Origin of the sequence: Pedobacter frigidisoli (assembly GCF_004331675.1) — a bacterium.
GTDB classification, from domain to species: domain Bacteria; phylum Bacteroidota; class Bacteroidia; order Sphingobacteriales; family Sphingobacteriaceae; genus Pedobacter; species Pedobacter frigidisoli.
In genome coordinates this window covers 1-24,063 of record NZ_SJSN01000030.1, presented here as the reverse complement: position 1 = coordinate 24,063, position 24,063 = coordinate 1, and the positions used below count along the sequence as shown (strand labels likewise).

Annotated in this window: 18 protein-coding genes, 1 tRNA gene and 1 other RNA gene; 7 read left to right on the top strand and 13 right to left on the bottom strand. The window is 37.0% G+C overall.

Features of this window, described 5'->3' with window-relative positions:
* Positions 1 to 207: hypothetical protein (locus EZ449_RS22880; RefSeq protein WP_205942949.1), on the bottom strand; the 207-nt coding region annotated here is incomplete at its 3' end.
* A gap of 196 nt (positions 208 to 403) precedes the next feature.
* On the opposite strand from EZ449_RS22880, the gene EZ449_RS21570 reads away from it, so the two are divergent.
* A complete protein-coding gene (locus EZ449_RS21570) occupies positions 404 to 718 on the top strand; it encodes an HPF/RaiA family ribosome-associated protein (RefSeq protein ID WP_131562825.1) in 315 nt (104 codons plus the stop codon).
* Positions 719 to 836: 118 nt separating this feature from the next.
* On the opposite strand, the gene EZ449_RS21565 is transcribed toward EZ449_RS21570, so the two are convergent.
* From EZ449_RS21565 to EZ449_RS21545, 5 genes are all read right to left on the bottom strand, one after another.
* On the bottom strand, positions 837 to 1,613 hold the full coding sequence (locus EZ449_RS21565; RefSeq protein ID WP_131562823.1) for a Fic family protein: 777 nt from the start codon (positions 1,611 to 1,613) through the stop codon (positions 837 to 839).
* Positions 1,614 to 1,670: 57 nt separating this feature from the next.
* The gene (locus EZ449_RS21560; protein WP_131562821.1) at positions 1,671 to 2,396 is read right to left on the bottom strand and encodes a menaquinone biosynthetic enzyme MqnA/MqnD family protein; all 726 of its coding nucleotides are present in this window, start codon (positions 2,394 to 2,396) and stop codon (positions 1,671 to 1,673) included.
* A 213-nt stretch (positions 2,397 to 2,609) separates the two neighbouring features.
* Positions 2,610 to 3,233, bottom strand: a complete 624-nt coding sequence (locus EZ449_RS21555) for a histidine phosphatase family protein (protein ID WP_131562819.1) — start codon at positions 3,231 to 3,233, stop codon at positions 2,610 to 2,612.
* A gap of 94 nt (positions 3,234 to 3,327) precedes the next feature.
* On the bottom strand, positions 3,328 to 4,521 hold the full coding sequence (mqnE, locus tag EZ449_RS21550) for an aminofutalosine synthase MqnE (protein WP_131562817.1): 1,194 nt from the start codon (positions 4,519 to 4,521) through the stop codon (positions 3,328 to 3,330).
* A 334-nt stretch (positions 4,522 to 4,855) separates the two neighbouring features.
* Positions 4,856 to 5,350 carry a hypothetical protein gene (locus tag EZ449_RS21545; protein WP_225872404.1) on the bottom strand — a complete coding sequence of 165 codons (495 nt, stop codon included), beginning with the start codon at positions 5,348 to 5,350 and terminating at the stop codon, positions 4,856 to 4,858.
* Positions 5,351 to 5,473: 123 nt separating this feature from the next.
* On the opposite strand from EZ449_RS21545, the gene EZ449_RS21540 reads away from it, so the two are divergent.
* Positions 5,474 to 6,589: a trans-sulfuration enzyme family protein gene (locus EZ449_RS21540; protein ID WP_131562815.1), complete on the top strand. Its 1,116-nt coding sequence runs from the start codon at positions 5,474 to 5,476 to the stop codon at positions 6,587 to 6,589.
* 297 nt (positions 6,590 to 6,886) lie between these two features.
* Here EZ449_RS21540 and EZ449_RS21535 read toward each other — a convergent pair whose 3' ends face one another.
* A complete protein-coding gene (locus EZ449_RS21535) occupies positions 6,887 to 8,359 on the bottom strand; it encodes a glycoside hydrolase family 130 protein (RefSeq protein ID WP_131562813.1) in 1,473 nt (490 codons plus the stop codon).
* Positions 8,360 to 8,584: 225 nt separating this feature from the next.
* On the opposite strand from EZ449_RS21535, the gene EZ449_RS21530 reads away from it, so the two are divergent.
* Positions 8,585 to 9,748: a GAF domain-containing sensor histidine kinase gene (locus EZ449_RS21530; protein WP_131562811.1), complete on the top strand. Its 1,164-nt coding sequence runs from the start codon at positions 8,585 to 8,587 to the stop codon at positions 9,746 to 9,748.
* Here the strand turns inward: EZ449_RS21530 and EZ449_RS21525 are convergent.
* Positions 9,741 to 10,838 (bottom strand): metallophosphoesterase, encoded by a 1,098-nt coding sequence (locus EZ449_RS21525; RefSeq protein ID WP_131562809.1) that lies wholly within the window; start codon positions 10,836 to 10,838, stop codon positions 9,741 to 9,743. The genes EZ449_RS21530 and EZ449_RS21525 overlap by 8 nt on opposite strands.
* A gap of 253 nt (positions 10,839 to 11,091) precedes the next feature.
* On the opposite strand from EZ449_RS21525, the gene EZ449_RS21520 reads away from it, so the two are divergent.
* Positions 11,092 to 12,294 carry a DUF763 domain-containing protein gene (locus EZ449_RS21520; RefSeq protein ID WP_131562807.1) on the top strand — a complete coding sequence of 401 codons (1,203 nt, stop codon included), beginning with the start codon at positions 11,092 to 11,094 and terminating at the stop codon, positions 12,292 to 12,294.
* A gap of 313 nt (positions 12,295 to 12,607) precedes the next feature.
* On the opposite strand, the gene EZ449_RS21515 is transcribed toward EZ449_RS21520, so the two are convergent.
* On the bottom strand, positions 12,608 to 14,074 hold the full coding sequence (locus EZ449_RS21515; RefSeq protein WP_131562805.1) for a glutamate synthase subunit beta: 1,467 nt from the start codon (positions 14,072 to 14,074) through the stop codon (positions 12,608 to 12,610).
* Between the two features lie 3 nt (positions 14,075 to 14,077).
* Positions 14,078 to 18,577, bottom strand: coding sequence for a glutamate synthase large subunit (gene gltB, locus EZ449_RS21510; RefSeq protein WP_131562803.1), 4,500 nt, complete (start codon positions 18,575 to 18,577; stop codon positions 14,078 to 14,080).
* A 423-nt stretch (positions 18,578 to 19,000) separates the two neighbouring features.
* On the opposite strand from gltB, the gene ffs reads away from it, so the two are divergent.
* An RNA gene (gene ffs / locus EZ449_RS21505) (signal recognition particle sRNA small type) lies at positions 19,001 to 19,100 on the top strand.
* 87 nt (positions 19,101 to 19,187) lie between these two features.
* The gene (fsa, locus tag EZ449_RS21500; RefSeq protein WP_131562801.1) at positions 19,188 to 19,847 is read left to right on the top strand and encodes a fructose-6-phosphate aldolase; all 660 of its coding nucleotides are present in this window, start codon (positions 19,188 to 19,190) and stop codon (positions 19,845 to 19,847) included.
* Positions 19,848 to 20,381: 534 nt separating this feature from the next.
* On the opposite strand, the gene EZ449_RS21495 is transcribed toward fsa, so the two are convergent.
* The 3 genes from EZ449_RS21495 to EZ449_RS21485 all read right to left on the bottom strand — a co-directional run bounded on the left by EZ449_RS21495 (position 20,382) and on the right by EZ449_RS21485 (position 23,504).
* A complete protein-coding gene (locus EZ449_RS21495; protein WP_131562799.1) occupies positions 20,382 to 20,876 on the bottom strand; it encodes a D-glycero-alpha-D-manno-heptose-1,7-bisphosphate 7-phosphatase in 495 nt (164 codons plus the stop codon).
* Positions 20,877 to 20,975: 99 nt separating this feature from the next.
* Positions 20,976 to 22,280, bottom strand: a complete 1,305-nt coding sequence (locus tag EZ449_RS21490) for a sugar MFS transporter (RefSeq protein WP_225872403.1) — start codon at positions 22,278 to 22,280, stop codon at positions 20,976 to 20,978.
* Between the two features lie 108 nt (positions 22,281 to 22,388).
* Complete coding sequence (locus EZ449_RS21485) at positions 22,389 to 23,504, bottom strand: formylglycine-generating enzyme family protein (RefSeq protein ID WP_131562797.1); 1,116 nt, start codon at positions 23,502 to 23,504, stop codon at positions 22,389 to 22,391.
* A 181-nt stretch (positions 23,505 to 23,685) separates the two neighbouring features.
* Between EZ449_RS21485 and EZ449_RS21480 the strand changes: the two genes are divergently transcribed.
* Positions 23,686 to 23,758: transfer RNA gene (locus EZ449_RS21480), tRNA-Lys, on the top strand.
* Positions 23,759 to 24,063 lie beyond the last annotated feature (305 nt).

Genomic DNA, 24,063 nt, shown 5'->3' with positions numbered 1-24,063 from the left:
GCCGCCTTCCAGGATATCATCGTGATCTAATCGAGTATTTGATAGCATACGGTAAAAAGCAGTTTTTAGGGTATGAGTCTGGGCTAACTGATTGATAACTGCTGTTCCCGAAGATAATAAATCTGATAGACAACTTTCCAATCTGGCAGCAATACGATTATCTGATAAAAAACCCTTGTAAATACCTGAATAGCAATGATCTAACATCACTAAATATACGAAAAATAAACCGTAATTAACTGATAATCAGCGTATTAATTAATTATATCTGCTAAATAAATGTGTGTAAAGATTAGCTCTAATAGAGGGGTGTCCGCAGGACGGGGTGTTTATTTCGCAAATTTCAAAAACGTTTCTTCATCTTAGCTGTTATTCTATTATAATTTAACCTAATATTTTTAATATGACGATTCAACTGAACACCGACAAAAACTTAACCATACATCAAGAGTACGAAGACAAAATAAATACACAAATTACCGAAGCACTAAGCAGATTTAGTTATTTGATAACCCGTTTAGAAGTTCATTTATCTGATGAAAACGGAAGCAAAGACGGCTTGGAAGATAAGCGTTGTTTACTTGAGGTAAGAATTACAGGCAAAGAACCTATCGCTGTAACTAACCTTGGAAACACCTACGATTTAGCAATTACTGGCGCTTTAACTAAATTAAAAAGCAAACTGGAAACTGTGGCTGGAAAAATGAAAGCACATTAAAATTACAATATTGTCACGTTGAGCTTGTCGAAACGCTTTAATAAAATCTTGAGAAGTTCTTCGACAGGCTCAGAATGACAAATCTTATATTATATCTTAATTTGGTCTATTTTCTATCTTAAAAAGATTTTGGCAACATTAACAAAAAAGGCATAGATTTTTTATACTCAAGTTCTTCATATTCAAAACCTAAAACTCTTAAGTTTTCATAATATGTTTGATGGTTTTCGTAATACACCTTTTCAGATTGCAAAAACCAAACCTTTTCTCCTAATTTTTGAGCCAAAAACCATTTTTCAAGTAATCTTCCCATACGACCATTTCCATCATTAAAAGGATGTATTTTAACAAATACCAAATGAATCATAGAGGCAAAAAAGAAAACTTCTTTTATGTTTAATTTTAAGGAGAGCAAAATGCTTAAATCATTATAAAATTTTTCCATTTCTTCTTGAAGTTTGAAAGGAGAAACGGCGAAATATTCTATACGTCCATCAGGTGTAGAAACATACATATTGCTATTCCTCAATTTACCCTGATAATTTTTAGCAACGATATGAGCACTTAATAACTGATGAGCTGTTAAGAGATTTTCCTGATTTAACAAAATTCCTTTTGCGAAATCGTAAGCCGAATATAAATCATCAATTTTTTTAGTGTAATCAGGTAAAAACTCAATTCCAAATCTTTTATGTTTGATATACGAATCAAGCTCAATATCCTCCCCCTCTATTTTGCTCGAATAAACTGAAGAAACAGAAGTGTAAAAACTGAATTCGCTTGTAGAAATTTCAGCATCCTGTAAACTATCAAATTTCACCTGCAAATCATCATCAACTTGCGAGCAATAAGCTTCAAATAATTCTACAGGTATAATTTTCAGTTCATCAAGCATTATTGCAAATAGATTTCAGGCTAATTTAACATTAGATTTTGTAAAAAGCTATTCCGTTTAAAGTTGCTCAATATATCCCAAAAATAGTTGCAAAGCCTTAGTTCTATCTTCCGTAACTTCGAATTGCAATTTATGATACAAATAATCCTCTAAATCGAAATTTTCCGTTTTCGGCAAGTCTCTTAATACATTTTGTCTGTGGTCTAAACCAAACTTTAAAGCTACGTTGAATTCATTTTTGAATTCTTGTGAGATTTCTTTGTTCGCCACCCACGCCGCATACATAAAAGGCAAGCCTGTGAAATTTTTCCACTCCTGGCCCATATCATAAGCAAAAGCATAATCACCCTTTTTCCCGAAAGTTCTATCGCCTATCAAAACAATAGCATCAGTTTTAGCAGCCGGGTCTGTTGTAAATTCTACTTCCTGTTTCCAGTAAAATTTAAGCAACACTTTAGCCAGATTATTCGAAGTTCTGGAGTGGGAATCAAGCCTTAAAGTTTTAATCGCTTCAACAGGGACATCACTAAAAATGAATACTGAATTTACTGCACCGTCGCTTCCGATACAATAATCAGCAACAATATTTGCATTGGGTACCAATGGTATTGCGGCCACAGGCATTAAACCCATATCTACCTCACCACTAATTACTTTCGCAGCACAATCTGATGGAATATCTAAACTTAAATCTATTTTATTAATGATATCCGAATGTTTTAATCCGTATATAAAAGCTTTAGTGTTGGTATAAGCAACAGCCGATATTTTAATCTTATTCAAGGTGTTTCATTGTTTTGCGCCACGCGTTTGTCGTTAAGCGGATTACTTATTTTTCTTATGCCGTGGTTCGTGTCCTCACGAACCATTAACCTATTTCGTTTCGTGGAGACACGAACCGAGGCTTTGGATTACTTATTTACTTGAGCCATGGTTCGTGTCCTCACGAACCATTAACCTATTTCGTTTCGTGGGACACGAACCGAGGCATTAAAATTACCCAATCACTAAACCGTCCAAATGAACGGCACTATTAAATTCAAGAACGGTAAACTTTCCCTCTTCAAAACCCATTTTGTATAAAACTGTATTTTGGTGAGGAAATTCAGTCATTTCACTTAAAGGTTTATCAAGCAATAAGCAAAGGAAAACACGCATTGCTCTTCCATGCATACAAAGTAAAACCGTTTCTTCTTCATGTCGGGTTGATAAAACTTCCATCGGCTGTTTTAATCGTTCGTAAACATCCTGCACACTCTCGCCACCCTCAAAATGAGCGGTATAGTCGCCATCTTCCCAAGATTTAAGCATCTCACGAAAAGCATCACGAGCCTCTTCAGAATTTGGTTTCCCCTCCCAAATGCCCCAAGCCAATTCATCCAAACCTGAAAGTCGCTCCCAAGGCAAGCCTGAATCAATAAATTTTTGAACCGTTTGCCAGGTACGTTTTAAATCAGAAGTGTAAATTTTATCGAAAGGAATGTCCTTGTATTTTTGATAAAAAGCCTCTGCCTGTGCTCTGCCAGTATCATTTAAGTCAGAATTTATACCTCTACCTTGTACTATGCCTTGTCTATTAAGTTCCGTTTCGCCGTGGCGGATAATATAAATGTGCTTCATTTTTAAAATTATTGAATGATTGATTTTTGAATTAATGAATGCTAATAAGCGTATTGCTAAAATTAACTCATTCTGTCATTCACTCATTCTATCATTAATTTACGACAGGTAACTTATAATACTGCGGTTTCTTTTCCTCCTCAAAAACAACGTTTTCAAAATCGGTAACTACATTATATAAGGTATCGCGTTCTATTGCTTTTCGGCCAACCTGTTTAATTAAGTTAACCAATTCGCGGGTACTCATTGCTGGTGTTTGCTCTTCAGCGCCAGCCATTGAGTAAATTTTTGTGGTATCATCTAACGTTCCATCGATATCATCAACGCCATAATTTAATGATAATTGAGCCGTCTCGCGACTAATCATTGCCCAATATGCTTTAATGTGGTCGAAGTTATCCATGTAAATACGAGCGATGGCGTAATTTCTCAAATCTTCAATAACCGAAGATTCAGCTACGTTGCTCATTTGATTATTTTGATTACGGAATTTTAGTGGAATAAAAGTTTGGAAACCCCCAGTTCTATCCTGTAAATCACGAAGTTTTTCCATGTGGTCTACCCGATGCCAGTACTTTTCGATATGACCGTAAAGCATCGTTGCATTACTTCTCATTCCTAATTTATGCCATTCTTCATGTATTGCCAACCATTGTTCTCCAGTACATTTATCTTTAGCAATTTGCTCACGAACTTCGGGATGAAAGATTTCCGCCCCACCGCCAGGTATCGATTGCAAGCCAGCTTCTTTCATTAATTTCATGCCTGTGGCGTAATCAATTTTAGCTTTCTTGAAAATGTAGTGGTATTCAACAGGGGTTAAAGCCTTAACATGTAAATCAGGGCGATGTTCTCTAATCGCAGTAAATAAAGCGGAATAAAATGCGACATCATATTGCGGCAATACACCACCAACAATGTGAACTTCGGTTACAGGCTCATCATCATATTTCTTAACGATATCGAGCATTTGCTCCATCGTTAATGCCCAACCCTCTTCTTTTTGCTTAATTAAGCGAGAGTAAGAACAGAATTTACAATCGTAAACGCAAAGATTTGTAGGCTCTAAATGGAAATTTCTGTTGAAATAGGTTTTATCGCCATGCTTTTCTTCACGAATGAAGTTGGCTAAAACACCAAGATAACCTAACTCTGCATGCTCATAAAGGTAAACGCCCTCATCAAAAGTAATTCTTTCTTTATTGAGGACTTTTTTTGCTATGTTTTGTAGTTCAGTTGATAATGAAGTATCAGCTAATATTTTTTCAACTTGCTCAGTTGTATTCATTCCTGATTTTATTTTGAACAAAAATACAATATTGAGGCGATTTGAAAATCATTTTCTTGTAACAAACGATGAGGTAGCCGCAGATTCGCAGATTTTGAATTTTTAAAAAATAAATTAACTACAGATGGACACAGATAAACAGAGATTTACATGGAATTAGAAATGTAGTCTCCGTGATTTCTGTGTTTCCGTGGCAAAAAATTGCCACAAAAGATTAGTCAATATTAATCTGCGAATCTGCGGCAAAAAAACATAAACCCAAATCTGTGGCTAAACAAAAAAAGCACCTCTTTTCAGAAGTGCTTTTCGCATTGTATTTCACAGGTAGATGAAATTATCTTGCAGCAGGCACGAAAGTTAAGATGATGTTTGCTGTTTTACCACCAAACTCAATCGGAGATTTCATAACCATTTGCGTGCTCGAAAGTTCTGTTAAAACTAAACGATAACCTTCAGTAACGTTTTTAGCTTTATCACCTTCGTATATTTTCTTGAATTGAAAAGTTTCTTCTTTTGGAGCAGCCGACCAGAAAATAGTCTGCATTACCGAACCACATGTACTTGATGCAGGTAAAGTATAAGAACCATTACCGCTGTTTGTTAAATTCCAGGTACTGCCTTGGAAACATTTGTATGATTTTTCGCCGAATAAACCTTGCACAGCGCCATCTGGCAAACCTTCTAAAGCAACATTGCTTACCACCCATTCGCGAACAACTGTACCTCTGCTACCTGTTACGCCTGCTGTTACTCTTTTTGCCGTATTACAACTTTGTAACATTACTAAGGTAGAACATGCTATTGCGATAGCTATAAATAATCTTTTCATTTCAGTTTAATTTAATTTTCGGGAAACTGATTACATAAATCTTGCCAAAACGATTACGAACCTTAAATTAGCGCCAAATTATTAAATTGCGGAGCGATTAAATTGCCTAAAAATCAAATCATCATGAAACCCGAAACCCTTGCTATTCACGCCTCTAATCTTGTTAAAAATGCTACGGGCGATGTTACGCCACCTATAAATTTATCGACAACTTTTTTTCGTGATGAAAATGGAGGTTACCCGGGCGGCCACATGTATAGTCGCGTGAGCAACCCAAACCGGTCTGCTTTAGAAAACACTGTAGCTAAATTAGAGTACGGACAGGATGCGGCAGCTTTTGCCTCAGGCAATAATTGTGGTATGAGTTTGTTTCAGGCGTTAAAACCTGGCAGCCATATTATTGCTCCTGATGATATGTATTGGGGAATAAAAAAGCAATTGTTGACGATTTTTAATGAAACTTTAGAATTCGATTTCGTTGACCAAACGGATTTGGATTTGATAAAATCGAACATTAAGCCAAATACCAAATTAATCTGGATTGAAACACCATCAAATCCATTATTAAAGGTTACCGATATTGAAGAAATTGGAAAAATTGCAAAAGCAAATAATATTACTTTTTGTTGCGATAGCACCTTTGCCTCTCCTATTTTACAGAATCCAATTTTATTAGGCGCCGATATTGTGATGCACAGCAGCACAAAATATTTAGGCGGCCATAGCGATGTTTTAGGTGGGATTTTAGTAACCGCCAAAAAGGATGAGCTTTGGGAGAAAATCAAAAACATACAACAAACAGGTGGGGCAGTTCCATCGCCGTTTGATTGCTATTTGCTTTGCAGAAGCATCAAAACATTGGCTTATCGCATGAAAGGCCATTGCGAAAACGGGAAATTAGTTGCCCAGTACTTGGTTAACCATCCAAAAGTTGAGGCGGTTTTCTTTCCAGGAATAGAAACGCATCCTCAACACGAAATTGCTAAAAAACAAATGAAAGATTTTGGTGGAATGATGTCTTTTTTGGTTAAAGGCGATGCTGACGAAACAAGCAGAGTGGTTAACAAAGTAAAATTATTTGCTCAAGCAACAAGTTTAGGCGGAGTAGAAAGCTTAATAGAACATCGTTATTCTGTTGAGGGACCAGACAGTAAAACTCCGAAAAATCTGCTAAGAATTTCTGTTGGCCTGGAGCATGTTGATGATATTATCGCTGATTTAGAACAAGCGCTGGGGTAATGGTAATAAGTTTTACTTAATAAAATCGTCATTGCGAGGCACGAAGCAATCTTGCAATTATGGGTTATAACAAATTAACTATGATTGCTTCGTACTTCCACAATGGCGACCGATAGATAATGGCTTTCGGACTGACGTTTGTTTCTAAACCCGATTGCAGCGGCAGCCCCCGATTTAAGCATTTATATTTTCATTTCAGTTCTGTGGTTGCATGTTGCACAGGTTTCATCGGGGCTACAGCGAAAAGCGGGTCTGCCATCCACTAAGAATTACAGAACCGCTAGTTTTCAAAACATCTTAATCCTCGTTATTTTCCAATAATTTATTTAACAACAATTCTAAATTAACCGTTGCAAAAGATGAACTATAATCTGACAAACCATAAGGAATAATCAACTCGCCATTGCTAATGATAGAACCGCAAGAATAAACCACATTTGGTACATAACCCTCACGCTCATCGTTATTTGGGATAATTAAAGGCTCTTTTAAATGGCCAATTTCCTTACTCGGATCTTCAAGATCTAAAAGCACCACACCAATACAATATCTACGCATTGGCCCAACACCGTGGGTAATTACTAACCAGCCCTTATCGGTTTCTATAGGCGAACCACAATTGCCAATCTGCACCAATTCCCAATCGTAACGCGGTTGTTTTAAAAGAACTGGATTTTCCCATACGTTAACCTTATCAGAAAACATGAGGTAATTATTCCATCCATCAATCCGGCTCATCATCACGTATTTACCGTTAATTTTCCTTGGAAACAGAGCTAAATTTTTGTTTTGTGCCCCATCGCCGTATAGAGGAATTACCTTAAACTCGTAAAAATCTACGGTTTGTACCAATTTTGGAATAATCAGTGAGCCATCGAAAGCGGTATAGGTTGCGTAATACACCACTTTGCCATCGTCTTTAATAAATTTTACAAATCTGGCATCTTCAATTCCTTTTCTTTCAAATTCTGAGATCGGAAAAATTACCCGATCAGAAATATCGGTATCTTTTGAAAAGCTAATGGTGTGGTAAGTATCTGATAACCAAAGTATTTTATCGTATTCTATTAAACGAGTTGGATTATCTTTATGAAGCGTTTTTGAATCCTTAATAATATTACTCAGGCTCGTGTATTCAAATTTCTCATTTAACTTAGATTCAATTTCCGTTAAAACAGATGGATCTATCTGTGCATAGGCCGCCTTTTTTAGGAAAAGCTTTTTGACGTAAATGGCATTTTTAACTACTTCGGCCTCATCTACATAATTCCCTACTGGCAACACTTGGATATTGTTATTCTTATCTATTAGTGCCCTGCGAAAAACGATTGAAGAAATATGCCCCTCTCCAACTGCCCTAAAACTTATAATGACCCGTTTTTCACCTTCAACCAAATCAGTTTGATCGGGATCATCTACTATACTCGGATTAAAGAAAGCTGCAGATTCTATAGAATATTCGTGTGTGAAATAAGCGCCTATAAGCAATTTGGTGTATTCATCCAAATCCTCCAAATCCTTACCTAATGTTAAAAATTGTTTTTTTAACTTTTTGCAATGTCGATTTAAGATTTTGGTAATATTTCGATGTCGTTTAGAGTATTCCTGTAGTATTGGAGAGATGAGGGAAAAAACCTTTTCATCAGAAAATTCTAAAACTTTTCTTATTACTTCTAGTGCACGTTCTTCTCCGTTAAAAAAAAATCGGGCTATCACTCGCTTTGTATCTGGATTAACCTTAACAGGTTTACGTTCTATATATAATCTCATTATTTAATGATTTTTTGCTTGTAAATCGATTTCAATATTGCCAATAATCTGCAATATTGTATTAACTAAATTTAGCATTAATTGTTTCAATATTTGTGAGTAGCTAAACTACAAAATGATAGATATTGTAAACTAATTTGCATCGATTAATATATATCTTTATAGCAAATTCGGTATTAATACCTTAATCCATGTTTGTTAAATTCCTTTATTGAAAGTATTATTTTGAAAATTGAAACGGAGCGATTAAAAAAACTGAGAGAATATGAAATTCTCAATACGCCACCAGAAGTGCCTTATAACACTATCGCTATTCTTGCGGCAGGAATTTTCGATTCACCTAATGCCTATATAACTTTTATTGATGAAGATAGCATTTTCATAAAGGCAAATATTGGCGATACGAAAAACATTAATACCAAGCGAAATGAAAGTTTCAGCTCATTAACGATATTACAAAATGAGGTAATTTATTTTGAGGATGTAAGTATAATGCCCACCTTAAAATCTACCTTAAATTTTACAAATAGCAATATTAGGTTTTATGCTGGTGCACCTTTAATATCGCCTGAGGGATACAAGTTGGGGGCTTTGAGCGTTACCAATAATGTTCCGCAATCACCAACACAGAAACAGTTGAGTATGCTAGCGATGCTTGCCTCACTTCTAATGGAAAAACTAGAGCTTAGAATTGCTACAAGAAAAATACTTCGAGCGCAGGATGACCGCTTGCACATGATGATTCACGATCTTAAAAACCCAATAACAACCATGTCGCTGCAATCTGAACTAATTGGAAGAATGCCTGGGATAGACGATAAAGTAGCCTCAATTGCTGGAAAAATAAATCAAGTATCGAGAAGAATGGTTGATAATTTAAACGAAACCTTAACTTCTGCCAGAAAGGAAAAGGGTTCATTTAAGCCTCAAAAAGAAAAAGTAGATTTAAAAGAAATATTAGAAAAAGTTGTGCAATCGCTTGAGGTAGCTTATAAAGCTAAAAATCAATCGATAATGATTGAAATCGATAATTCTATAGAAATTTTTGGCGATCGAAAAAAACTAAATTACTTGTTTACTAATCTTCTGCAAAATGCTGTTAAGTTTTCTGAGGTTAATACAACCATCAATATTACCAGTGAAACTGGTGAAAATGTAATTAGGATTGCCATAAAAGACAATGGTATGGGCTTATCTCCAGATGACCTCGATCGTTTATTTATCAAGTTTACTCAATTAAGTACTGTGCCAACTCACGCTGAAAGTTCTAATGGTTTAGGATTAATCGCCGTTAAAACGATGGTTGATTTACATAAAGGCAAGGTTTGGGCAGAAAGCGATGGCATAGTTAAGGGTACGACATTCTTTGTAGAACTACCGATTAAATAGCAGCATAGTCCAATAGTTCAGCTAATTCCATCTCCTCTAACAAAAATCGCTCGGGTGTTCCTGCTTTAAGGAAAGACCACTTAATTAATCTTATAAAACCATCTTCTATTTCAATCCCAGTTATATCTCCATCGCTAAAACAGCAACAGCCACTATTAAAATAACCAGGATTGTAAGATTTAAATTCTGGAGTCTCATCGCCCTCTCGTATCCTTTTTTTCAGCTCAGCATTAAGTGCCTCTATCTCTTTTTTATTATTTGTTGTGGTTGCCTGTTTGAGTTGAATATATATTCGCTCTAAGTGAGTTAAAGATGCAAAAACTGGCTGGTGCGTATGCCCTGTTATCAAAGCCGTATTCTTCTGCTCGGCTTGCCAACTATACATTAAGCTATTGTGTTCTGTTTTTAATTGACTATCGTAAGCAGGAGTATTAGGATTGATTTGCAAATAAGATTGTAAAGGTGCCCAAATTGTGCTTACAAACCATTTACTAAACCAATTTCCATCGCTTTGCAAATCGCCTTGATGTCCGTGAGTAAGAAAGATATCCAGATTCTTATTCCCTATTGGCATTCTCAAAACTGCACCCTCGTAAATCGGAATCTTGCTGCCATAAATTCGATTCAAGTTAAAGCCGGCTAACGGATCATTATCCCAATACAAATCATGGTTCCCAAAAATTTTTGTAAACGCATTTCTAGAAATAAATAATTTTTCCATTTCGAAAGTGGCTCTATTATGTTTAATAACAGATTCCATCAGGTTTTCCCAAAGCTCTTCGCTATCACCCAGATTAATATAGTGAAACCCAGCTGTATCGTAATGTTTTAGCGCATCCAAGTAGTTTTTTTCAGCTAAGGAAAAATCATCAGCAAAATCCCTTGCCCCTTTATGTTGATCGGAAAGAATAATAATTTTATCAGCTACAGAAATATTAAATACCAATCCCCTCTTACTGGGTTCGCTAATAATGGTTGCATAAAGTTTCGAAAGCGCTTCATGAATTCGCTGGCGATTTGGCCTAGAACCAAACCTGTTCGACATTCGAATTACCCAAGCACCCAATAAACGTTGTAAAAATTTTCGCATTTAAATTGCCGTAAATCAAACATAACAAAATATCCTCGTTTTCGTTTTTTTAGTAAAGCAGTTTCAGTAATTCTAATTAATGTTAGTCCTGCTTTCCACTTTATTTCACCCAACCTGTGGTTGGCCTCATGCTCGTTCCAATCAGGTTTAGACTAATTCTGTTGCTACTATTACCGAAGCTAGCTCTCACCCATACCATAAAAAAACCACAAGACCATTCAATTCTGTAAATAAAATACTAAATTTGTTAGTATTGAAAAGATCAGGAAGCGCAGATTTACCGTTACATTATGGCCAGGTTCCACCATGGTTGGCACAGCGCATGGCAAAATTAGGCTTAGCCATAGTAGAATCTATTCTTTTAGAATATGGTAAGGCCGAAGTAATACGAAGATTGAGTAGTCCATTTTGGTTTCAAAGTTTGGGTGCCGTTATGGGAATGGATTGGCATTCATCCGGGATCACCACTTCCGTCATGGGAGCACTCAAAAAATCCATCAATCCACTTTCCAAGGAATTAGGCATTTATATTTGTGGTGGTAAGGGTAAATTTAGCAGAGAAACACCTAACGAACTTTTAAGAATTGCGGATAAAACTGGACTTGATGGAACTAGTCTGGTTCGGGCAAGTAAACTCAGTGCTAAGGTTGATAATACCGCAATTCAAGATGGATTTCAACTTTACTTACACAGTTTTATTTTAAGCAGCGATGGCGATTGGGCTGTTGTGCAACAAGGTATGAGCGATGTGACTTCAACCGCAAGACGTTATCATTGGCATTCTGAAAATCTAAAATCCTTTGTAGATGAGCCGCATAGTGGTATTTGTGGAATCAATCAAGGAAAGATTCTTAACCTCACCGCTAACGATGCCGCAATTACTCGAAGAACAATGCTAGGCATAACAGAAGAATCACCAACACGAATGCTTGCTGAAATACAGAAATTAGTGATGCCAAATCATCATGATGTTCGTTCAAAGGATATTGATTTAAAGCGATTGGGAAGTATCTTGTGGCTGGCACAAGAGAAGAAACCCGTAGATTTTGAATCACTTTTATTACTTGAAGGAATGGGTCCAAGAACTTTACAATCAATAGCCTTAGTTAGCGAAGTAATTTATGGAACACCATCCCGTTTCTCTGATCCAGCTCGTTATTCATTTGCGAACGGTGGTAAAGATGGCCACCCCTTTCCAGTGCCAGTTGATGTCTATGATGAAACCATTAGCTTTTTACAAAAGGCAGTAGATAAAGCTAAAATTGGAAATACAGATAAACAACAAGCTATAAAATCACTGCATCAAATTGCTAAAAATGCTGAAAATGATTTTATCCCCAATATGGATTTTGAAAAGGTGATTGAAAAAGAAAGAGCCGAAAGTTGGAAATATGGTGGCAGAACTGTTTTCGGAGAAGAGAAGCCACCAAAGAATGAACAACTGAAATTGTTTTGAATTCTATTCTGACAGATGCTGAATTAAATTCAGCAGGACGACCGTGCGTGGTTGGAGTTAAAACTATTTCAACGTAGAATTACCTCATCCCTATTACTACTTCGTCATCTTGAATTCGTTTCAGGATCTTATTTAATAAAATAGATGCTCAATCAAGTTCAGCAGGACGATCGTTCTTTGTTGGAATAACCCCTTAAAATTATAATAATTTTTGCAGAAATAATCTGCGAATCTGCAGCTAGCGAATCTGCAGTTTAACAAAAAAGGTCGTGGTTTGCACCACGACCTAAAAAAATATAGAATTTAAACCTATTTAAGCATAAGCAACAGCATCTCTCGAAGCTAATTTTGTAGTCCCCATTAAGTATTCATCAACCTTACGAGCAGCTTCTCTCCCTTCGGAAATTGCCCAAACTACTAATGATTGTCCTCTACGAACATCACCAGCTGCAAAAATCTTTGCAATATTGGTTTGATAGCTATGTTCAGATGCTTTTACATTTCCTCTATTATCCAACTCAACACCTAATTTTTCAATCAAACCTTCTTTTTGGGGATGTAGGAAACCCATCGCCAATAAAACCAATTCACACGGCAAATCTCTTTCTGTTCCAGCGACTTCCTTAAAGTTTGCAGGTCTACCGTTTGGATCAATTTCCCATTCCACATCTACAACTTTCAATGCTTTCAGATTTCCGTTTTCATCAGAAATAAAATTCTTGGTATTTACTGACCAAGCTCTTTGGGCACCTTCTTCATGTGATGAAGTATTCTTCAATAACATTGGATAATTTGGCCAAGGCATGTGTTCGTTACGTGTTTGCGGTGGCATTGGCATAATCTCAAATTGAGTTACTGATTTTGCACCATGGCGATTAGAAGTTCCAATACAATCAGAACCTGTATCGCCACCACCAATCACAATCACATTTTTATCAGTTGCAAAAATATCCTCAACTTCTACTTTTCTATCTGCTACACGTTTATTTTGTTGTTTAAGAAAATCCATGGCGTAGTGAACACCTTTCGCCTCACGCCCCGGAATTGGTAAATCTCTTGGAATTGTAGATCCACCCGCTAAAACAATGGCATTGAAATCTCTTAATAAAGTGCTTATTTCTACATTTTCGCCAACATTGGCATTACATCTAAAAATAATTCCCTCCTCTTTCATCAAATCTACACGGCGATCTACCACATTTTTTTGAAGCTTAAAATCAGGAATACCATATCTTAATAAACCACCTGGAGCATCATCACGCTCAAAAACCGTAACTTCATGTCCAACCTTATTCAGCTGTGCAGCAGTGGCTAATCCTGCCGGACCAGAACCAATAACTGCAACTTTTTTACCAGTTCTAATTAAAGGAGCTTTTGCCTTAATATAACCTTTATCAAAAGCAATTTCAATGATATGTTTTTCAATTTCCTCAATTGATACTGGTGGACGATTTATACCTAGTACGCATGCCGATTCGCATGGTGCAGGACAAATACGCCCAGTAAATTCAGGGAAATTATTTGTGCTTAATAAAATGTTTGCAGCCAATTCCCACTTAGCTTGATAAACTGCTTCGTTAAATTCTGGTATCACATTGCCTAATGGGCAACCTGATTGGCAAAATGGAACGCCGCAATCCATACAACGGGCAGCCTGATTATTTAATTCTTGTGAGGGCAGTTCATTTAAAAACTCCCCATAATGTTTTACTCGTGTTGCAGCCTCTTCTCTGGTTGGCGCAACTCTATCGTATTCTTGAAATCCTGTTACTTTTCCCATGGCCTAGTGTGTTTTTACTTGTGATGCTCTTCTGTTTAAAACCGCTTTGTATTCCTTAGGAAATACTTTCACAAAATGATTCGATTGAGTTTTCCAATCACTTAAGATGAATTCGGCTACCTTACTGTCTGTTAAGCGGATATGTGTTTTCAGTAAAGCCATAATTCGTTCTTCATCCTCAGCTAGAAGCGGATCCAAATCAACCATTTCTTTATTGCACTTGCGGGCAAAAGTTCCATTGGCATCGTAAATCCAGGCGATACCTCCACTCATTCCTGCAGCGAAATTACTTCCAGTATCACCAAGAATTAAAACTTCTCCACCAGTCATATATTCGCAACCGTGATCTCCAACGCCTTCTACAACTGCCGTAGCTCCAGAGTTACGAACTGCGAATCTTTCACCAGCTTTACCACGAGCGAACAATTCACCCGATGTTGCTCCATAAAGCGCAACATTACCAATGATAATATTTTGCTCTGGAACAAAAGTAGAATTCGAGAAAGGATAAATTGCCAATCTTGCACCTGACAACCCTTTACCCACATAATCATTTGCTTCACCTTCTAATGATAAGGTAACGCCTCGAGTATTAAAAGCACCAAAACTTTGTCCGGCAGAACCCACAAACTTAAAGTTGATGGTATCTGGCGGCAAGCCGGCTCCTAAATGTACTTTAGAAATCTCGTTAGATAACATCGTACCCAACGCCCTATCTGTATTCTTCACTTCAAAACTTGCAAAAACAGGCTCATTATTTAAAATAGCGGGCTGAGCAGCTTCAATTAGTTTATGATCCAACACATTCGCCAAACCATGATCTTGACTTTCTGTATTGAAATAAGGTAATCCATTATCTTCAGCTTTGTACAGAATTGCTGATAAATCTAAGTGTTTCAATTTCCAATCTTCAGCAGGTAATTCACGTACTTTTAAAATATCGGCCTGACCAACCATTTCGTGTATGGTTCTGAAACCAAGTTCAGCCATAATTTCACGTAATTCTTCAGCAAGGAAATGGAATAGATTTACCACGTGATCTGCATCACCTGTAAAAAGTTTTCTCAATTCAGGATCTTGCGTTGCAACACCAACCGGACAAGTATTTAAATGGCATTTACGCATCATAATACAGCCAGCGGTAACCAATGCTGCAGTTGCAACCCCAAATTCCTCTGCACCCAAAAGTGCAGCAATTGCAATATCTCTTCCTGTTTTTAACTGACCATCAGTTTGCAGCACAATCCGATTGCGTAATCTATTTTTAACTAAGGTTTGATGTGCTTCTGCTAATCCCAATTCCCAAGGTAAACCTGCATGTTGAATCGATGTTAATGGAGAAGCACCTGTTCCACCATCAAAACCTGAAACTAAAATTACATCAGCATGTGCCTTGGCAACACCTGCTGCAATTGTTCCAACACCAGCTTTTGAAACCAATTTCACATTAATTCTAGCTGCACGATTTGCATTTTTTAAGTCGAAAATCAGCTGTGCTAAATCCTCAATAGAATAAATATCGTGGTGAGGAGGTGGAGAAATTAATCCAACTCCTGGTGTAGAGTGACGAACTTTTGCAATCCAATCATCCACTTTATGTCCTGGCAATTGCCCGCCTTCTCCAGGTTTTGCGCCTTGAGCCATTTTAATCTGCAGCTCATCGGCATTGGTTAAATAATAGCTTGTAACACCAAAACGAGCGGATGCAACCTGTTTAATTGCCGAGCGCATACTATCACCATTTGGCAATTTTGTATAACGCATTTCATCTTCCCCACCTTCGCCAGTATTGCTTTTTCCGCCAATGCGATTCATGGCAATGGCTAATGTAGAGTGCGCTTCATGAGAAATAGATCCGAAAGACATCGCCCCGGTAGCAAATCTTTTTAAGATGGCCTCCGTAGATTCAACCTCACTTAATGGAACCGATGGGCGGCTATAATTAAATTCGAACAATCCACGAATGGTATAAGCTTGTTGTGTTTGCTCATTAACCATTTTAGAATATTGCTTGAAAATATTGTAATCGTTTTTCCGTGTTGCGTTTTGAAGCAAGTGAATGGTTTGCGGATTAAACAAATGCGCTTCGCCACGGCGACGGAATTTATAAGTTCCTCCCGCAGGCAATAAATTTTCTGTCTGCGTTACCGGACCGAAGCTACGGTGATGTTTAATTAACGTTTCTCTTGCGATTTCATCCAAACCTAAACCGCCAATACGAGAAACCGCACCAGTGAAATAAGTATTCACTACTTGCTTATTTAAACCTAAAATTTCGAAAATTTGTGCCCCTTGATAAGATTGCAAGGTTGAAATTCCCATTTTAGAGAAAATTTTCAGCAACCCACTATTTACGGCGTAAATGTAATTTTTAGTTAACTGCTCAGTTGATAAGCCTGATTCTTCCCTAAAACTATCAATAGTTTCTAAAGCCAAGTATGGATTAATAGCCGTAACACCAAAACCTAGCAAAGTTGCAAAGTGATGCACCTCCCAAGTATCTGCAGATTCTGCAACAATACCCACTGAACCACGATATCCTTTACGGATCAGATGATGATGAACTGAAGAAACCGCTAGTAATGATGGAATCGCCGCATGTTCTGAATCAATTGCCCTATCTGAAAGAACGATAACTTGAAAACCATCTTCTACAGCATCAACAGCATAGCGACATAAGCGATCTAAGGCTTTCGCCATAGCGCCAGGTTTACCATCTGCCCTAAAATAGGTTTGTAAGGTCTTCGCTTGGAAAACGCCAGTATCAATACTTCTTAATTTTTCTAGCTCTTGATTGGTTAAGATTGGATGTTTAATGGCAACACAATGCGATTGAAGTGGATTCTCCTCTAACAAATTCCCATTACTACCCATAAAACTGGCCAAACTCATAATTACTTTTTCACGAATTGGATCAATTGGTGGATTGGTAACCTGAGCAAATAACTGCTTAAAATAATTGGCTAAATGTTGTGGGCGTTTTGATAAAATAGCAAGTGGCGTATCTGTTCCCATCGAACCGATTGGCTCTTTAGCCTCTATAGCCATTGGTTTAAGCAATAAATCTATATCTTCTCTACTATAACCAAAAACCTGCTGGTATTTAAAAACCGATTCTGCCGAAAGGCCAGTAAACATTACACGTGGCTCAGGCAATTCTTCTAAACGGATTTGATATTGATTGATCCAATCTGCATAAGGGCTTTTGCCGCAAACTTCTTGTTTTATTTCATCATCGCTAATAATTCTACCTTGCTCCATATCCACAACGAACATTTTACCAGGCGTTAAGCGACCTTTTTCTATAATTGTACTTTGATCAATCGCTAAAGCTCCAGCCTCAGAACCCATAATTACGCGATCATCAGAAGTGATGGCATAACGCGATGGGCGAAGACCGTTACGATCTAAAGTAGCACCAATTAATTTACCATCAGTGAATGCGATTGCCGCTGGCCCATCCCAAGGCTCCATTAAAGTAGCATGAAATTCATAAAAAGCCTTTTTAACAGGATCCATGTCCTCATTCCCATCCCAAGCTTCTGGAACCAGCATCATCAAAACATGAGGTAGTGTTCTTCCTGCATGAAGCAATAATTCAATCACATTATCCAGGCAACCAGAATCCGAATTGGTTTCATCGATAACAGGAAGCAACATATCCAATTCTTCTGGCGTAAAATAAGCCGAAGCAAAAGATTTAACACCGGCCCTAAACCAGTTTAAATTCCCTTGTAAGGTATTTATTTCACCGTTGTGGGCTATAAAACGGAAAGGCTGAGCCAATCTCCAAGATGGAAAAGTATTGGTAGCAAATCGCGAATGCACCAAACCCAAGGCCGAAACCATTCGTTTATCACTTAAATCGGTAAAATAAGTACGAACCTGCAACGATGTTAACTGACCTTTATATATGATGGTTTGCGCTGAAAGTGAAACGATATAGAAATCCTTACCACCATGAACAGTGTTAACGATTAGTTTAATTAAATAATTTTTAAAAATATAAAGTTTACGTTCAAAATCTGCTCCTTGCGAAACTGCATATGGTCTAGCGATGAAAACCTGCTCAATTTCAGGCTCTACCGAAAGTGCCATATTGCCGATATCGTAGGTATCGGTTGCCACTTTTCTAAAACCTAAAATTTCCAATCCAAGTTTTTCTGCAGCACGATAAATAAGTTCTCTGCATTCTTCTCTGGATCTAATATCTTTGGGCATAAAAAGCATACCTACACCGTAGTTATTGGTTTCAGGCAAGCTAAAGCCCGCTTTTAAGCATTCATCGTAAAAAAACTCATGGGGAATTTGAATCATGATACCAGCGCCATCTCCTGTGTTTGGTTCTGCTCCACAGGCGCCGCGATGATCTAAATTTTCTAAAATAGTAAGTGCATCAGAGATGATTTGATGCGATTTTCGCCCTTTCACATGTGCAACGAACCCAATACCGCAGGCATCGTGTTCAAATTGCGCATCGTACAATCCACTGTTTGGTTCCATTCTTTGCTCGTTAGTTGTTAGTGTATAGGAAACACTAAGATACAGAAAACGTAGTTTAAATTACAGAGTTGTTATGATTTTTAGAATAATTTTAGTTTATAAGTAATTTTTAAGGATAAAATTAAAAAATCGATAATCAATCTGCATAATATTTATAATATACATAATACTAAATTTAGGCGATAATTACTGTTTTTGAAAGGCATAAGTTATTAAATCGATTTTTTAATCAGTTTATATTTGAATATTAACTTCATAAATGAAAAAATTCGATCATATGAACATTCCTTATATTGTATTTGATCGATGTGAAAAATACAATAACTAAATTTTATTAATGTATGAATCAACAACATAGCAACAATGACTAAAAAATTAGAAAAATGCATTTTGCAGAACAACTTCTTTTTCTACCTTTGTGGCGGGCAAGTCTTTTACGACCAGCTCCCTTTGAACTCCCCCAGGATGGGAACATAGCAAGGGTAGAAGGTTGTAGCGGTGCGATAGAAGGTGCTTGCCCTTTTTTTTCTTTTCCCTTAATCCCCTGAAGGGGGAATTAAATTCTTCAGGGTTCAATCATAGAAACTCAAATATTTAAGAATTTACAACCATGAAATTTTTTATCGACACAGCAAATCTTGATCAAATCAAGGAAGCCCATGATCTAGGCATTTTAGATGGCGTAACAACTAATCCTAGCTTAATGGCTAAGGAAGGTATTACTGGTGAGGAAAATGTAATTAACCATTATAAAGCAATTTGCGATATCGTTGAAGATAACGTAAGTGCTGAGGTTATTGCAACTACTTATGATGAGATTGTTAAAGAAGGTGAAGCTTTGGCTGCCTTAAATCCAAAAATAGTTGTTAAGGTTCCAATGATCAAAGATGGTGTTAAAGCCATTAAATATTTCTCATCAAAAGGAATTAAAACCAACTGTACGTTAATTTTTTCTGCTGGTCAGGCATTATTAGCCGCTAAAGCGGGTGCAACCTACGTTTCGCCATTCTTAGGCCGTTTAGATGATATTTCTAGCGATGGCTTGGTTTTGATCGAAGATATTAGAACTATTTTTGATAATTACGGTTACGAAACGCAAATTTTAGCGGCATCAATCCGCGGACCCTTACACATCGTTAACTGTGCTAAATTAGGTGCAGATGTGATTACTGCTCCATTGGCTGCAATTGTAGGTTTATTAAAACACCCATTAACCGATAGTGGTTTAACAACTTTCTTAGCAGATCATGCTAAGGCAGCGGGGAAATAAGTCATGAGTCTTTAGTTCGGAGTCGTGAGTCTCCTTTCAAGAAGTCCTAAGTAGAGTGTTCATAAACTCAAAACTTAGGACTTTTTTATGCTTAGAATTTCGGGCGAAACAACAATGCTAATCGGTTTGTATTCTCCTGCTTTCCATTTTGGGTTCAAGAGAAAAAAAACTATAATATCGTTAAAGCACTATTTTAGATTTAGATCAATAAGGAGTATGAGCTTATATTTCCTTATATGCCTTATATGATTAAAAATGAAATGTGTAAGACTTAAGATTTGGAGCGCAATACCATTGCTCATCCGCTAGTTTAGTCCTGCTTTCCATTATAGCTCCGATAGAAGAAATCGGAGGCTGTCATTTCAATAAGGGCTAATTGGCACCATTACAAGTTTTTTACTTAATGCTATTGCACTAACTATATCGGACACGCTAGCTTGCGTTAACGATGGAAGCGGCATCCTTTTTGGTTTTTTCTACCAAAAAGATACAGCGGACAGCGTGTTAAAACGCCCAAAAAAATCTTCCAAATATTTATTCCGCTAAGGCTGCTTTAACTTTTTCATAACTAATCTGCTCGTCTGGCTCGATTAATATCCCTTTCACCCCTGCCCCATTTGCGGCTTCTACGTCTCGGGGTTTATCACCAATCATAATCGATTGTGCTGGATCAATATCGAATTTAGCGATTGCATCTAAAAGCATACCAGATGCAGGTTTTCTACATTTACATTCGCCACCAACAGTTGGGTGATGCGGACAATGGTAAAACCCAGCAATATCAGCACCTTTAGCAACAAACGCGGCTTTTAATAGTTGGTGCATCGTAGCCAATTCTTCTTCTGTATATCTCTTTAATGCAATCCCGCCTTGATTGGTGATTACGATTAACAAATAGCCCTCATCAAAAAGCTTCTTTAAAACTGGGATCTGGTACTCTAAAATTTCAAAATCTTCAACGCGACAGATGTAATCATATATTTCGTGATTTAAAACACCATCACGATCTAGAAAAATAGCTTTATTCATATATTAACTTTGTTAAAATAATGGCGCAAGATAGCCTAAAAACAAATAATTAAAAAAGGCTAGATCATTACCTAGCCTAATTTTTCAAAGTATAGAAAATTATTTGTGCCTTAATCCAACCTTATGACCTTTTATGGCAAAATAGATAATGTATAGATAGGCAGGAATCATTGCGAATAAAAATGCATGTTGAAAATCTACGTGAAGTTTATCTTTTAAAAAGCCATAAACCAATGGCCAAATGGCACCACCGGCAATTCCCATAATCATAATAGCAGAACCAGTTTTGGTAAACTTACCCAATCCTTTAATACCTAAGGGAAAGATTGCAGGCCACATGAGGGAATTTGCTAAGCCTAGTAAGGCTACTGAATAATAAGAAACGTATCCGGTAGTAAATACAGATACAACCGTTAATAAAACCCCAGAAAGTGCACAAATTCTTAAGGCCATTTGTTGCGATATAAAACGAGGGATGGTTATTATCCCTAATACATAGCCTACTAGCATACATATCAAGGTAAAAGATGTTGAAAATCGTAACAAGTCTGCATCAATATGCAATTCACGACCGTAAGTATTTATTATATCACCAGCCATGACTTCCACAGCCACACAACTAAATATAGCCAATGCTCCCAAAAACAAATGGGGATATTGAAAAATACTTGTTTTAGCTATTACTGTTGCTGTTGGGGCATCTGAGATTAAGATTTCGTCATCATCCGCAGCATTTATTTCTGGCAAGTGCACAAATTTGATTAAAACGGCAAAAAGTACAAATATTACAGCCAATGCAATATATGGTGTATGCACACGCTGTAGGAGTTCATCTAAAATTGCATTTTTAGCCGTTAAATCTGTCGTAGCCTCTAATTTTGCTGTAACTTCCTTAGCGTTATTTAAAAATAATATTCCAAAAATAATGGGTACCATAACACCCGCACCTTTATTGCATAAACCTGCTATTGATATTCGAGCAGCAGCACTATCAATTGGCCCGATGATACTTAAATATGGATTTACCGCAGTTTGCAACAAAGCCATTGCCGATCCTTGAATGAAAATGCCTGCTAGAAAAAGACTAAAGCTTCGATTATTGGCGGCTGGAATAAATAAAAGTGATCCAACACCTAAAATCACCATCCCAAGTACCAAACCATTTTTAAAACCTATTTTTTTCAAAATCCATGAACTTGGTAATGCCAAAAAGAAGTAGGCAATGTAAGATGCAAAAGTAACAAAGAATGCCTGTAAATCGGTTTTGAGGTTAAGCGCTAATTTTAAGAAAGGAATTAAAGTTCCATTAGCCCAAGTTACAAAACCAAAAACAAAAAATAGCGCACAGCAAATTATCATCGGCAGTAATGCCGTTCTCTTTTGTGTTTCAGAAAGGTTGTTCATTTTTAATAAAGTTGTGTTTAATTGGTTGGTTTAAGTTGATTAAGCCAAACTAAGCAAATAATTTCATCTATCTTTCAATCAAACGTTTGCGCAATTTTCAGATTTATTTTAGTTCGAACTTACACACCTAAAACCAGTATGTTCTAAACCGGTATCTGTTGATGTTTTCATTCTGGAGGTTACACGATAACCTTTGCAATAAGAAGCATTACACATAAATGAGCCGCCCCTAACCACTTTTTTTGGTACAGTTGGTTCCATTGGATCGTAACTATCTGATGGCCCTTGAGGATTATTGGATAAGCCTTTAAGTGTTTGATAGTAATCTGGGCGATACCAGTCGCTGCACCACTCCCAAACGTTACCAGCCATATCGAATAAGCCATAACCATTTGCCTTGAATTGCTTTGCAGCCGCTAATCCACTAAACTTATCCCAATTGGTATTTTTAACAGGAAAACTGCCTTGCCAAGTATTCGCCTTTGGCTTTCCTTTCTCAATGTCTTCGTTTCCCCATGGGTACAAATTATCTTTTAAGCTGCCTCTGGCCGCAAATTCCCATTCTGCTTCTGTTGGCAAACGTTTCCCCGACCATTTACAGTAAGCCATTGCATCATCCCAAGAAATGTGAACAACAGGAAAATTGTCTTTTCCATTAAGGTTAGTTTTTGGTCCATGGGGATGTTTCCAATCTGCCCCTTTAACCCAACCCCACCACTGCGAGGCATCGTTTAAACTGGTTACTGTTTTTGGCTGGTAAAATACCAACGATGCTGCAACAAATACACTATCAGGTGGTTTTGGTGTTCCTGCGGGAAGTTGCTTCTTCATTTCCTCCCAATCTGGCTTACGCTCAGCAGTAGTTACAAAACCAGTTGCATCTACAAATTTTTTAAAATCCGCATTGGTTACTTCTGTTTTATCCATCCAAAATGAAGCTAATTTAACTTGATGTTTCGGATACTCATCATCTCTACCGGCCTTATCTGATGCGCCCATCGTGAATTCACCAGCAGGAATTAGAACCATTCCTTCGTGACTCACTTTTTTTGCTGCAAAACTAGAAGTATCTTTCACAGCCCCGAAACGACTTGGTAAATTTTTCTCGCACGAAGCCAAGGAATCTTGCTTACGCTTGGCTTCCTCTTCCTTTTTGGAACTATATTGACATGAAAATAAAAAGCAAATGGGCAGTAATAGCAAGGAAATGGTAGATCTATTCATAGGGAATATTAAAAATACTTCGATAAAATTATCAATAATCTTTAAAAAAGAGAAGGTAAATAATTAATCCACCTATAAATCAATATGGTAGGGTAATCCTGCAAATTTTATTTGCAACCAATATATGTTAACCCTATATTTGCATCACTTTAAAAAAACGCACAACGTTTTTAACAAAGTTGATTCCGTAGCTCAGCTGGTAGAGCATTACACTTTTAATGTAGTGGTCCTGGGTTCGAATCCCAGCGGGATCACAGAAGATAGTATCAAAACTACGTAAAAGCTTGCAAATCAAATGATTGCAAGCTTTTTTGTTTTAGTGGAAAAACTAAAATACTCACCGATTCTCATATTAAAAGTGTGTGATTAGGTGAGTAATTTTGCAACTAAAAGAACTCACCGAATTATTTATAACCACCTGTTTCACAAGTAGTTCGACCATCGAACATCTTGACGTTTTCAGACTGCAAGGCTAATTTTGTTAACCTTAATTCAGTTTATATGAAAACTAATTTTAGCCTGCTTTTTTATCTTAAAAGGCAGAAAAACTACCATGGCG

Excerpts from the sequence above, each read along its gene's own strand:
- EZ449_RS21570 (WP_131562825.1), top strand. The coding sequence starts at position 404 with ATGACGATTCAACTGAACACCGACAAAAACTTAACCATACATCAAGAG.
- EZ449_RS21565 (WP_131562823.1), bottom strand. The coding sequence starts at position 1,613 with ATGCTTGATGAACTGAAAATTATACCTGTAGAATTATTTGAAGCTTAT.
- EZ449_RS21555 (WP_131562819.1), bottom strand. The coding sequence starts at position 3,233 with ATGAAGCACATTTATATTATCCGCCACGGCGAAACGGAACTTAATAGA.
- mqnE (WP_131562817.1), bottom strand. The coding sequence starts at position 4,521 with ATGAATACAACTGAGCAAGTTGAAAAAATATTAGCTGATACTTCATTA.
- EZ449_RS21545 (WP_225872404.1), bottom strand. The coding sequence starts at position 5,350 with ATGAAAAGATTATTTATAGCTATCGCAATAGCATGTTCTACCTTAGTA.
- EZ449_RS21540 (WP_131562815.1), top strand. The coding sequence starts at position 5,474 with ATGAAACCCGAAACCCTTGCTATTCACGCCTCTAATCTTGTTAAAAAT.
- EZ449_RS21535 (WP_131562813.1), bottom strand. The coding sequence starts at position 8,359 with ATGAGATTATATATAGAACGTAAACCTGTTAAGGTTAATCCAGATACA.
- EZ449_RS21525 (WP_131562809.1), bottom strand. The coding sequence starts at position 10,838 with ATGCGAAAATTTTTACAACGTTTATTGGGTGCTTGGGTAATTCGAATG.
- EZ449_RS21515 (WP_131562805.1), bottom strand. The coding sequence starts at position 14,074 with ATGGGAAAAGTAACAGGATTTCAAGAATACGATAGAGTTGCGCCAACC.
- gltB (WP_131562803.1), bottom strand. The coding sequence starts at position 18,577 with ATGGAACCAAACAGTGGATTGTACGATGCGCAATTTGAACACGATGCC.
- fsa (WP_131562801.1), top strand. The coding sequence starts at position 19,188 with ATGAAATTTTTTATCGACACAGCAAATCTTGATCAAATCAAGGAAGCC.
- EZ449_RS21495 (WP_131562799.1), bottom strand. The coding sequence starts at position 20,876 with ATGAATAAAGCTATTTTTCTAGATCGTGATGGTGTTTTAAATCACGAA.
- EZ449_RS21490 (WP_225872403.1), bottom strand. The coding sequence starts at position 22,280 with ATGAACAACCTTTCTGAAACACAAAAGAGAACGGCATTACTGCCGATG.
- EZ449_RS21485 (WP_131562797.1), bottom strand. The coding sequence starts at position 23,504 with ATGAATAGATCTACCATTTCCTTGCTATTACTGCCCATTTGCTTTTTA.